Source organism: Brevundimonas sp., from assembly GCF_052436175.1.
Lineage (GTDB): Bacteria > Pseudomonadota > Alphaproteobacteria > Caulobacterales > Caulobacteraceae > Brevundimonas.
This window is the reverse complement of record NZ_JBQVNM010000036.1, coordinates 15649-27505: the sequence shown is the minus strand read 5'-3', so window position 1 is coordinate 27505 and position 11857 is coordinate 15649. Positions and strand designations below refer to the sequence as shown.

Here is an 11857-nt window from a genome sequence, read left to right as displayed (position 1 = left end):
GGCGGCCGCGTCCTGGGCCGTTTCGGCCGCAGCGGTCGCGGTGTCAGCGGCCTTTTCTTCTTCGGCGGCCGGGGTGCAGGCGGTGATGGCGAAGGCGGCGGCGGCGACGGCCGAGGCGGTCATCAGCTGGCGGATGGTCATGGTGAACTTCCTTCCTATGTCGCGGGCTCTTTCGACCCGCAGTGGGAGGATAACGGGATCGTGAGCAAAATCACAAGCGCATTCACGGCCGCGTGACGGGAGCCGTCGCCGCGCCGTCCGCGCCGATGGCCTCCGCCGCCTGGCTGCCCGGGGGCGGGGCGTCGGGATCGGGCGTTGAGGCGGCCGTCGGCGCGGGGTTCGCCGGCGCGGTTTCGTCCCGGTGACAGGCCGAAACCCCCGCGCACAGCAGGGCCAAGGGAAGGACAAAGAGGCTCAGGCGAGGCTTTGGCAGGGCACGGCTCCGACGCGCGATCGCTCGCGCGCCGTCAGCCTAGATGAACCCTGTCGGGCCGCAAAGGTCGGGGACGGCCGAACTCAGTTCGGCGCGGTCGGTCCGCTGGAGGCGCCGGCGGGCGACAGGCCCGACTTGGTCACCTCGATGGTTTCGCGCGTCGTGCCCGGGTCGGCCGGGGCGGGGGCCATGGCGGTCGTCGCGGTCGAGCCCTGACGATCGAGGGTTTCGCCGGACGCGCCGCCCGACCCGCCCGCCGTGCGGGTCGCGCCGCGTGACGAGGAGGCTCCAGTGGAGGCGGCGGCGTTCGAGGCCATCTCTCCGGTGCTGGGCGTGGCGTCGACGGCGTTGGACGCCGAAACGGCCTCCCCGCCCTCGGCGGTTTCGGTCGAGGAGCGGTTGCAGGCGGCGGCCGAAAGCAGGCCGGCGGACAGGACCGCGACAAGGGCGGCGCGGGAGGCGAGGTGGGTCTTGGTCGAGATCATGAGCGTCTCCTGACGACGACCGCCCGGTCTGGAGCCGGTAGGCGGAGTGCGGTCCAATCCGCACCGGACCCGAGTGGTCCGCCGTCTTCGGTCACGCGATCGTGTCGGAACATGAACGGCAAAGCCGCCCAGCCGTTCCGCCGACCGACGTTCATGCCTCGTCGGGTCTCAGGCCTCGCTGCCGACGGTCGACAGATGCTCTTCCATCTCGCTGAACGAGGGCTGGATCGAGGAGGGGATGTCGCCCCGGCCGATCTCGCACGAGATCTGGGCGGCGTTGCCGTGCAGGTGGGCGACGAGGACCGACTGGATGATCTTGTAGAAGGCGGCCTCCTCGTCGACGATCGACTGCAGGCGCGAGGCGAAGGGACCGACCAGGCCGTAGGCCAGGAAGACGCCGAGGAAGGTGCCGACCAGGGCCGAGCCGATCATGCCGCCGAGAACCGCCGGGGGCTTGTCGATCGAGCTCATGGTCTTGATGATGCCGAGCACGGCCGCGACGATGCCCAGGGCAGGCAGGCCGTCGGCCAGGGTCTGGAGCGCATGGGCCGCGTGGGCGGCCTCGTGGTGGTGCTTCTCCAGCTGCTTTTCCATGGCGTCCTCGATCTGGTGAGGATCCTCCAGGTTCATGGTCATCATCCGCAGGGTGTCGCAGATGAAGTCGATGGCGAAGTGGTCCTTCATGATCTTCGGGTACTTCTGGAAGATCGCGGACTCGCCCGGTTTCTCGATGTGGCTTTCCAGGGCGATGACGCCCTTGGACTTCATCGTCTTGGTCAGCTGGAACAGAAGCGCCAGGATGTCCTTGTAGTCCTGCTTCTTCCACTTGGGCCCGGCGAAGCATTTGCCCAGACCGCCGAGCGACGCCTTGATGACGGGCATGCTGTTGGCGATCAGGAAGGCGGCGATGCCCGCGCCCAGGATAGCCATGAGCTCGTGCGGGGCGGCGTGGATAATGACGTCGAACTTGCCGCCGGCCATGGCGAAGCTGCCGAAGACGAGGCCGAACAGCAGAATGATGCCGATGATCTGAAACATGACGCGTCCGGTCGCCCCGAGGAGAACGACGGACCATCGCCATTAATGATTAAGGCCGCGTTGCCGTGGTCGGTGAAACCGGGGGCGCGGGCTACAACCGCACCACCCCGCTGGCGATCTGTTCATAGGCCGCAGGCGTCAGGCGCTGATAGCCGTTCTTGCCGCCGCGCAGGTAGAGGCCCGTTCCGACCCGGGCCGGATCGAAGCCGTCGGCGACCAGATCCACCTTGCGGTATTTGAAGGTGCCGGTCGTCTCGAGATTCTTGGCGATGCGTACGAACAGGGGGCGGGCGTAGGGCGGCAGTTGCGCGTCGGCCCAGGCGGCGAAGGCGGCGGGCTGGAACTTCCCGTCCAGAACCAGGGTGACCATGCCGGCCTTGCCGTCGGCGTGGGGCACGGGGACGCCGTAGGCGATGACCTCGCGCACGCCGGGGGCGTCCACCAGTCGCTGCTCGACCTCGGAGGTGGAGACGTTCTCGCCCTTCCAGCGGAAGGTGTCGCCGACGCGGTCGACGAAATAGAAATAGCCCTCGTGGTCCTGTCGCAGCAGGTCGCCGGTGCGGAAGTAGCGGTCGCCGCGCACGAAGACGTCGGTGAGCATCTTCTTTTCCGACGCGGCCTTGTCCGCATAGCCGGAGAAGTCATGCTTCGGATCGGCGGAGATCAGGCCGACAGCCTCGCCGATCTCGCCCGGGCGGCATTCCTCGCACAGGCCGTTGGCGCCGCGCACGGGTTCGTCGGTGTTCACATCGAACCGGACCAAGCGGATGTTGATCTTGCTCTTCAGCCACTTCGGCACCCGGCCGATGGCGCCCTGTTTGCCGTCGAAGTTGAACAGGGAGACATTGCCCTCGGTCGAGCCGTAGAACTCCAGCACCTGGGGGATCCGGAAGCGCGACTGGAAGTCGGGCCAGACGTCGGGACGCAGGCCGTTGCCGAAGGCCAGACGCAGCTTGTTCCTGCCGTCGTCCTCGGTCGGCGGGCTGTTGACCAGATAGCGGCACAGTTCGCCGATGTAGACGAACATGGTCGCGCCGCTGTCGCGCACGTCACGCGAGAAGGAGGAGGCCGAGAAGCGGCGGCGCACGATCAGTCGCGCACCGTTCAGCAGGGCGGCGCCCACCCCGACCAGGCCGCCCGTCGAGTGGTACAGGGGCAGGACGTTGTAGATGCGGTCTTCCGGCGTCGAGCGGGTGCAGCCGGCGAAGGCGCGCATATAGGTGCGGGCCCGCGAATGGGTGACGCGCGCGGCCTTGGGCAGGCCCGTCGTGCCCGAGGTGTAGATGAAGACGCAGGTGTCCCGGTTGGTCAGGCCCTCGCGCGCCGCCCGGGGTGGACGGACCGAGGAGCCGCTGCGTACGGCGTTGTCGAGGTTGCGCCGGTCGCTGGTTTCCTCGACCGGCTTCAGGCCCAGGACCCACAGCATCAGGCTGCGCTGGGCGAAGGGACGGGCCTCCTCGACGCGCGGCCAGCAGTCCTCGTCGGAGACCACCTGGGCGACATTGACGATGTTCAGGCAGTGGGCCAGGGCCGCGCCGGTCAGGTTGGTGTTCAAAAGCGCCGCCGGCACCCCGACCTTGGAGAAGCCGATCCAGGCCGCCAGGTAGTCGGCCCGGTTGGACATAAACAGACCGACCACGTCCGAGCGGCGCAGGTTGCGGCTCCGCGCCCAGTGGGCGTAGCGGTTGGCCAGGGCGTCGAGCTCGCGATAGGTCAGGCTGCGCTGTTCGTCCTGGATGGCGACGTTCTCGCCGAAGCGATCGACGGCCTCCTCGAAGTCGTCACAGAGCAGGACCGGGCTGTCGAGGGTGATCGGCTTGATCCGGTTCAGCAGGCGGCGCAGGCTGCCGACGAACCGAAGGTCACGCCGAATGTTCGCTGCGAGACCCATGGTTTCGGCTGCTCCTGAAAGATGTCCGGTTCACCGTCTTGATGGACAAGCGGTTCAGCCGGGTCAACCGATGACGGCCCGATCCGGCGGGTTGGCTGGCGGTTGCGGCTCGGGCGTGGCCTTCATGCCCCGGCGCCGCAAGGGAAGCCTCGGCGGTCGCGGTCGTCAGGGTTGGTAGGCTTGATCCGCGTCAAGCTTGGCCTTCTAATCCCGAACGGGGCGGCGAGGGGCCGCCGAGGAAGGCCAGACACCATGCCTATCGCCCGCACCGCCGCCGCCCTGATGCTGGCCGCCGTCTTGTCCGTTCCCGTGGCCGCGCCGGCCCTGGCCCAGGATTTCGAGGCCGACCCGACCTATGGCGAGTTCCATCTGGAGCCCGGCTTCGATCCTGATCCGGCTCTGCTGAGCGTTCTGGCGGGCGGGGACGTGAACGCCGAATCCAAGTTCGAGGACTGCAAGGGCTACCTCAGCGCCGCCCCGGACGTGCGCCTGTTCTGGGACGGCGAGAGCACGAGCGGGCTGACGATCAAGATTTCCGCCCTGTCGAACGCCGACACGACCCTGGTCGTCAACGGGCCGGACGGGACCTGGTATTGCGACGACGATTCCGGCGAGGATTCCAATCCGTCGGTCGAGCTGACGCCGACGGCCGGGCGGTATGAAATCTGGATCGGAACCTATTCCGAAGGCGAGCTGAAGAAAGCCGTGCTGGGTATTTCGGAAGTCACGAGTTTCTGAACAGTCGAGCTTGGTCCGAAAGCGTCGTTTTTCAGACGCGGTTGCGGCCGTGGCGGCATATCTTCTGGGCGATGCTGTTTTCGGGGAACCCCGATCGACAAGGCGGACTTAATCCCCTGAACTTTTCAGGAGGATGACAATGTCTCTGACCTATCCCGAACCCCCGGTCTCCAATACCGCCGAGGCCGAATACGTCCCGACCTACGCCCGCAAGCCGGTGCGCCGCAAGAAGGTGCGCAGCTGGATGATCCTGGCGCCCATCGGGGGCGTGGTTCTTATCGGCGCCGCCGCCGCGATGCTGATGAACCCGAGCGAGCCCGCGACGCCTCTGGCCGAGCCCGAGACCGCGCCTGCGGCCTCCCCGATGGCCATGGCCCCGACGGCTTCGGCGGATGTCGTCGCGATGGAGACCGCTCCGACGGCGGCCCCCGCACCGATCGCGCCGGCCCCGGCCGCCTCGCGCGCCGAGCCGGTTCGGGCCGAACCCATCCGTCGCGCCGCGACGGTTCAACGCCCGGTCCAGCGTCAGGCCGCCCCTGCGGTCGAGGCTGCGCCGACGGTCGAACCCACGGGTCCGCGTCCCTACACGGCCGATCCGGCGACGAGCACCTCGAACCGCACCCCGGCGACCCCGTCGACGACGACGCCGGCCCCTACGGCGCCCGCCCCGACGCCGCCGGCTCCGGCCATCGCGACCCAGCCGCTGAACTGATCCCGTCAGCCTGACAAGGTTGAAGTTAGCGAGACCGCCGCAGTCCATTCGGGCCGCGGCGGTTCTGCTTTGGAGTAAGGGTCAGGCCGCCTGGGCGACGTCGCGGTCGTCGACGTTCGGCTTGCGGACGGGGATTTCGAAGCTGACCGTGGTGCCGACGCCGGGTTGGCTTTCGATCCGCATTTCGCCGTGGTGGACCTCGATCAGCGCCTTGGTCAGAGCCAGGCCCAGGCCGGTGCCCTGGGTGGTCTTGGAATGCTGGCCCTCGACCTGTTCGAACGGGCGGGCGAGGCGGCCCAGATCCTCCGCGGCGATGCCGATGCCGGTGTCGGTGACGGCCACCCGCTGGCGGTTCGGATCGATCATGGAGGTCGCCACCGTGATAGATCCGCCCTCGGGCGTGAACTTCACGGCGTTGGAGATCAGGTTCAGCAGGACCTGCTTCATGCCGCGATGATCGGCGTCGATCTCGGGCAGGTCGGGGGCGTCGACGACCAGGGTCAGGCCGGCCTCGTCCGCCTTGCCGCGCATCAGGCGGGCGGCGTCGGTGCAGATTTCCTTCAGCGAGACCTTCTCGTAGTGGACGGTCATCTTGCCCGCCTCGATCTTGGCCATGTCGAGGATGTCGTTGATGAGGCTGAGCAGATGCTGGCCGGACTTCAGGATGTCGTTGGCGTAGCCCTTGTAGCGTGGGTCGCCGACGGGGCCGAACATCTCGGCGGCCATGATCTCCGAGAAGCCGTTGATGGCGTTCAGCGGGGTCCGCAGTTCGTGGGACATGTTGGCCAGGAATTCCGACTTGGCCTGGTTGGCGGCCTCGGCCCGGACCATGGCGCCTTCGTACTTGTTGGCCAGCAGGCTGAGTTCGGCCTGGCTGGTCTCCAGCTTGGCCACCATGGCGCGCAGGCTGTCGGCCGCCTGACGGGTCTGGGCCTCCTGGCGGCGGATGAGCGTCAGGTCGGTGGCGGTCACCACGGCGCCGCCGTCGGAGGTGAAGCGTTCGGCGATGCGCAGCCAGCGTCCGTCGTTCAGCTCGACCTCGCGCACGCCCGCCGTGGTCGAGGGATGGTCGGCCTTGATGACCAGGCTGGCGATGCGGTTGAGCTCGTCCTTGTTGGCCCCGCGCCGCACGGCCTCGGGCGCCAGGCCGAAGGCGTCGGAGAAGGCCTGGTTGGACAGGATCAGCCGGCCGTGGCGGTCGAACAGGGCGAAGGCGTCCGAGACGCTCTCGATGCCGTCGCGCAGCCGGCTCTCGGCGGCCTGGGCGTGGGCCTTGGCCTGGCGGGCCTCGGTGATGTCCAGGGCCACGCCCATGATGTTGGCGTAGCCGTGCTCGTCGCGCTCGCCGCGCGCCTGGCCTCGGGCGTCGATCCAGCGCAGGCCGCCGCCGTTGGGCGAAATGACCGGGAAGGTGGTCTCGAAGGCGCCGAAGGTCGCGGCCTGGCGCAGGGCGTGTTCGAACGCCTCACGATAGCGGGGGTGGACCTGGCCCACCACGGTGGCGGCGGGCAGGACGCCGCCGGCGCTCAGGTTCAGCAGGGCCGCCATATAGTCGGACACGGTGACCTCTTCGGCCTCGAGGTCCCATTCCCAGACGCCGCACCGGGCCGCCTCGACGGCGACCTGGAAGCGATGTTCGGTCTCGGCCCAGTTGCGGCGGGCGCGCACCTGTCGCCACTGCTGGGCGGCGGCCAGGGCGATCACCCCCAGGCCGAGGGCGAGAGGGATCAGGACCACCCAAAGATCCGACAGCAGGCCCAGGGCGCCGCCGGCCCGAACCCCGGGGCGCCAGGCGCCGACGATCAGGCCCGTGTCGCCGACCGCCGCGGCCGCGAGCCGACCCTGTCGCCCGGCCTCGGATGCAGCCGTCGGCTGTTGGGGCGTCCGCGCCGCCTGCTGCAGGGCGGGATAGTCGACTTCGGGAATCGGCGCTCCCGATCGCAGGGACAGGCGGTGGGCGGCGGAGGCGACAAAGAGGTCCATGTCCCGCCCGGAACCGGGCGAGGCCAGGGGAAGCCGGGCGATCAGGGTCCGCCCCCCGGCCTCGCGTTTCACGAGGGCGGTGGCGTCGGCGGGGTTCAGGGTCAGGGGGGCGGCGCCGGATGCGGCGGCGAAGGCCTCGGCCGGGGCGCCGGCGGCGGCGAGGATCTCGCCTTGGTCGGAGCGGACGGCGAGCGCCAGATCGGGGGCGTGGCGGCGTGCGGTCTCCAGGGCGTCGAGCGGTCGAGCGGGGCTGGCCGTCAGGCCGGATGCGGCCAGATCCAGGGCCGCCTGGGCCGCGCTCAACCGGGCTTCAATGACAGCGGCCCGGGCCGAGGCCGACTGCGTCAGGGCGGCGTTCTGGGCGCGCTCCAGATCAAGTTGCGGGCGGGCGTCGCCGCGGGCGACCAGAAGGACGTAGGCGGACAGGCCCAGGGCGAGGCAGAGAACCGCAATGCGGGTCCAGGCGACCGGGCGTGAAGCATCCCTGTCCGACGCGCGCCGGCCTTTTCCCTGAACGCGGCGCTCGCTGCCCCGCAAGGCTGCCCCCAAAAACGATTCGTCGATCGTGTCGAATCTAGGCTGCGTCGTGGATTCCTGTCGAGAGTCCCCGGGCGGGGAGGGTCAGGCGGCGCGGAAGCGAGTCTCGTCGGCCACAGTGTCGGACGCGGAGGCTTCTCTCGCCCGTCGCGCCACCGCCGACTCATCCACCGGCGCCGCGAGGATTTCGGTGACGGACTTGAGCGCCGCGCGCGCCTGGTCCGCGAGGGCGGTCAGCTTGGGCGAGGCGTCGGCGGCGGCCTCGTCCACCAGCGCGGTCAGGGCCTCGGCGACCGCCATCAGGCGCGGCGCGGCCACGATCAGGCGGGCCTGGAATTCGATGCGCTCGGGATTGCGGTCGTATTCGGCGCCCGGCACGCGCCAGCCGCCCCAGTCGGCCGCGTCGGTGACGACGACGGGATAGGTGCCGGGGAAGGGATGATGCTGGACATCCTCGGCGGCCTGCCACTTGTTGCGGGCGCGCAGCATCCGCCAGGTCTTCAGGTTCGGCGCGGCCTGGTCCTCGACCGGGGTCATCAACTCGGCGGCCTGGAAGTCGCGACCCAGGCCGATGTCGTAGGTGACACGGATGGGTTCATCGAAGCCCTTGGCCCAGACGGCGTTGATCTTTTCGATGTCGGCCCAGGCGCCGACGCTCTCGACCCAGACCCTTTGACCCTTTTGAAATTGCGCGCGCGCCATTCCGGCCCCCTCTGATTTCAGCCTGCACCGTGGAAGGGCGAGGTTGAAATCCCGTTTCCGGACAGGGTGAACGGCGTTCTAAAAAACGCACGTCAGGCGGGCCGGGAGATGGTCTCCAGCGCCTCGCCCGCGTACTTCTCCTTCACCTTGGTCGACAGGTCGCCGAGCGAAACCACCCCGACCAGGCGGCCGTGCTTGTCCACCACCGGGAGGCGGCGAATCTTGCCGTCGGACATGGCGTCCAGCGCGACCTTCAGGTCGTCGGTGTCCAGAACGGTGACGACCGGCGTGGTCATGGCCTCGGAGACGGGGGTGGTGGGTGGCTTGCCCGCGCCGGTGACGCGCACGGCGATGTCACGGTCGGTCAGGGTTCCGACCAGACGGTCCGCCTCCGCCACGGGGATGAAGCCGAAATCGCCGGCGCCCATGCGGTGGGCGGCGGCCTGGACCGTGTCGCCGGGCAGGGCGACCTGGACGTCGCGGCTCATGAGATCGCGGATTTTCATGGGGTCTTCTTCCGTTGTGATCGAGCCCCTTCAACCGGTGGGAACGGCGACGGTTCCGACGCGGCGCCACTGGTCGGATCCACGGTCGGAGGCTATGGCCTGCGCCGACACGGACGGAGCGAGACCATGACCACGGCGGCGAACGAAGCGCGGATAATTCTGAATGGGCTGAGCGCGTCCGTCGGGGCCTGGTCGGACGCCGGGACGATGGAGGCGCGCTCGCCTATCGACGGCTCGGTCGCCGGGCGGCTGGTCGAGGTGGGGCCTGAAGCCGTCGAGGCGGCCGTCGCCGCGTCGGTCTCCGCCTTCCAGGCCTGGCGTCGCGTGCCCGCCCCGCGCCGGGGCGAACTGGTGCGGCTGCTGGGCGAGGAACTGCGGGCTGCGAAGGGCGACCTGGCCCGGCTGGTGACGCTGGAGGCCGGCAAGATCGTTTCCGAGGGGCTGGGCGAGGTGCAGGAGATGATCGACATCTGCGACTTCGCCGTCGGGCTGTCGCGCCAGCTGAACGGCCTGACCCTGCCCAGCGAACGCCCCGGCCACCACATGCGCGAGACTTGGCAGCCGCTGGGTCCCGTGGCGATCGTCACCGCCTTCAACTTCCCCGTCGCCGTCTGGGCCTGGAATGCGGCCCTGGCCCTGGTGTGCGGCAATCCGGTGATCTGGAAGCCGTCGGAGAAGACGCCGATGACGGCTCTGGGCGTTCAGGCCGTGTTCGACCGGGCTGTCGCGCGGTTCGGTTCGGATGCGCCCGAGGGTCTGGCGCAACTGCTGATCGGCAGACGGGAGGTCGGGGAGGCTCTGGCCGCCGATCCGCGTATTCCGTTGGTTTCGGCCACCGGCTCGACCCGGATGGGCAGGGCGGTGGCGACGACCGTGGCCGGACGGCTGGCCCGCAGCCTGCTGGAGTTGGGCGGCAACAACGCCATGATCGTGACCCCGAGCGCCGACCTCGACATGGCGGTGCGGGCCATCGCCTTTTCCGCCGTGGGCACGGCGGGTCAGCGCTGCACGACGCTGCGTCGGCTGCTGGTGCATGAGGGCGTGGCGGACGCCCTGATCGCCCGACTGAAGGCCGCCTACGAGACCCTGCCCATCGGCGATCCGCGCGCCGAGGGTGTGCTGGTCGGGCCGCTGATCGATGAGGCGGCGGGCGCGGCGTTCGATCGGGCGCTGGAGCGGGCGGTCGAGCAGGGCGGAACCGTCGTCACCGGCGGCGGCCGGGTCGAGGCGGGCGGCGGGGTCTATGTCCGACCCGCCATCGTGCGGATGCCGGCCCAGTCCGAGGTGGTCATGACCGAGACCTTCGCGCCGATCCTCTATGTGCTGACGTGGAGCGATTTCGACGCCGCCGTGGCGATGCAAAACGACGTGCCCCAGGGGCTGAGCTCCTGCGTCTTCACCGACAGCGTGCGCGAGGCCGAGGCCTTCCTGTCCGCCTGGGGCTCGGACTGCGGCATCGCCAACGTCAACATCGGCCCGAGCGGAGCCGAGATCGGCGGCGCCTTCGGCGGGGAGAAGGAGACCGGCGGCGGGCGCGAGTCCGGCTCGGACAGCTGGAAATCCTACATGCGCCGCCAGACCCAGACGGTGAACTTCAGCCGCGAACTCCCGCTGGCGCAGGGGGTGCGGTTCGAGGTCTAGGAAAACGCCGCCCCCAACGCCTCGGCCAAGTCGCCCCGGCCGGCGACCTCGACCCGGTCAAGTCCCAGCCAGCCCGCCATGCGCCGCAGCTCCGCCGCCAGCCGCGTCGGCGTGTCGGGCGTGGCGTCGGGCTCGCGCCAGGCGGCCTGGACCAGAAGGGCGCCGGCCTTGCGGTCGGACTTCAGGTCGACGCGGGCGGTGAGGGCCTCGTCCTCGAGGAAGGGCAGGACGTAGTAGCCATGGGCGCGCTTATGGGCGGGGACGTAGATCTCCAGCCGGACGCGGACGTCGAAGAGCCGCTCGGTCCGGTCGCGATGCCAGATCAGGTTGTCGAACGGCGAGAGCAGGGCCTGACCCGTCACCCTGCGCGGGACGCGGGCGCCGGGGGCGAGGAAGGCGGTCTTGCCCCAGTCCCTGACCATCACCGGGGTCAGTTCGCCCGCCTCGACCAGTTCGGCGATGCGCGCCTTGGTCTCGGCGACGGGCATGCGGAAATAGTCGCGCAGGTCGGTTTCGGTGGCGACGCCCATGGCGCGGGCGGCGAGGCGGACCAGGTCGCGCTGGGCGTCGACCTCGGTCGGAGTCGGCAGATCGAGGATGCGGGCGGGCAGGGCGCGTTCGGGCAGGTCGTAGACGCGCTCGAAACCGTTGCGCGTTTTCGTGGTGATCAGCCCGGCCCAGAACAGCCATTCCAGCGCCCGCTTGCCGTCCGACCATTCCCACCAGCCGGGCGCGCCTCTGGGACCTGTGGCGAAGTCGCCGCCGGTGACCGGGCCGCGCCGTTCGATCTCCTTGAGCACCTCGTCGATATAGTCGCCCCGCTCGCGGCCGAACCGGGACAGACCGGTCCACATGGCGCCGCCGCGCGCCCGCTCCATCCGCCATCGGAACAGGGGCTGGCTCTCCAGCGGCAGCAGCGACGCCTCATGTCCCCAGTATTCGAACAGGCTGCGGCGCGGCCCCCAGGCCTCGGCCTCCAGCGCCTCGCGCGGATAATGGCCCAGCCGCGAGAAGCCCGGCACATAGTGGGTGCGGGTCAGGACGTTGACGCTGTCGATCTGGATGACGCCGAGACGCCGCGCCGTGTCGCGGAAATGGCGGCGGCCGGGCGTCGCCGGCCGGGCGCGCCCGAAGCCTTGGGCGGCCAGGGCGATACGGCGGGCGGTCTTCGCGGAGAGGGTCTCGGTCACC

General features: G+C 69.7%; 10 protein-coding genes. 3 read left to right on the top strand and 7 right to left on the bottom strand.

Annotated elements, in window-relative coordinates:
- Nucleotides 1-516: 516 nt before the first annotated feature.
- The 3 genes from ACT6QK_RS09550 to ACT6QK_RS09540 form a co-directional block, all read right to left on the bottom strand.
- Nucleotides 517-918 carry a hypothetical protein gene (locus ACT6QK_RS09550; RefSeq protein ID WP_444597600.1) on the bottom strand — a complete coding sequence of 134 codons (402 nt, stop codon included), beginning with the start codon at nt 916-918 and terminating at the stop codon, nt 517-519.
- Between the two features lie 168 nt (nt 919-1086).
- Nucleotides 1087-1956: a flagellar motor stator protein MotA gene (gene motA / locus ACT6QK_RS09545; protein WP_444597599.1), complete on the bottom strand. Its 870-nt coding sequence runs from the start codon at nt 1954-1956 to the stop codon at nt 1087-1089.
- 91 nt (nt 1957-2047) lie between these two features.
- On the bottom strand, nt 2048-3847 hold the full coding sequence (locus ACT6QK_RS09540) for a long-chain-acyl-CoA synthetase (RefSeq protein WP_444597598.1): 1800 nt from the start codon (nt 3845-3847) through the stop codon (nt 2048-2050).
- Between the two features lie 252 nt (nt 3848-4099).
- On the opposite strand from ACT6QK_RS09540, the gene ACT6QK_RS09535 reads away from it, so the two are divergent.
- Nucleotides 4100-4585 (top strand): hypothetical protein, encoded by a 486-nt coding sequence (locus ACT6QK_RS09535; RefSeq protein ID WP_444597597.1) that lies wholly within the window; start codon nt 4100-4102, stop codon nt 4583-4585.
- Nucleotides 4586-4724: 139 nt separating this feature from the next.
- Complete coding sequence (locus ACT6QK_RS09530) at nt 4725-5297, top strand: hypothetical protein (protein ID WP_444597596.1); 573 nt, start codon at nt 4725-4727, stop codon at nt 5295-5297.
- Nucleotides 5298-5378: 81 nt separating this feature from the next.
- Here the strand turns inward: ACT6QK_RS09530 and ACT6QK_RS09525 are convergent, their stop codons facing one another.
- The 3 genes from ACT6QK_RS09525 to ACT6QK_RS09515 form a co-directional block, all read right to left on the bottom strand.
- Nucleotides 5379-7817, bottom strand: coding sequence for a PAS domain-containing sensor histidine kinase (locus ACT6QK_RS09525; protein WP_444597595.1), 2439 nt, complete (start codon nt 7815-7817; stop codon nt 5379-5381).
- 84 nt (nt 7818-7901) lie between these two features.
- Entirely contained in the window at nt 7902-8519 is a 618-nt protein-coding gene (locus tag ACT6QK_RS09520) for a hypothetical protein (RefSeq protein WP_444597594.1), read from the bottom strand.
- Between the two features lie 92 nt (nt 8520-8611).
- On the bottom strand, nt 8612-9025 hold the full coding sequence (locus ACT6QK_RS09515; protein WP_444597593.1) for a CBS domain-containing protein: 414 nt from the start codon (nt 9023-9025) through the stop codon (nt 8612-8614).
- Between the two features lie 126 nt (nt 9026-9151).
- Between ACT6QK_RS09515 and amaB the strand changes: the two genes are divergently transcribed.
- Complete coding sequence (gene amaB, locus ACT6QK_RS09510; RefSeq protein ID WP_444597592.1) at nt 9152-10666, top strand: L-piperidine-6-carboxylate dehydrogenase; 1515 nt, start codon at nt 9152-9154, stop codon at nt 10664-10666.
- Here amaB and ACT6QK_RS09505 read toward each other — a convergent pair.
- The gene (locus tag ACT6QK_RS09505) at nt 10663-11856 is read right to left on the bottom strand and encodes a winged helix-turn-helix domain-containing protein (protein ID WP_444597591.1); all 1194 of its coding nucleotides are present in this window, start codon (nt 11854-11856) and stop codon (nt 10663-10665) included. The genes amaB and ACT6QK_RS09505 overlap by 4 nt on opposite strands.
- Nucleotide 11857 lies beyond the last annotated feature (1 nt).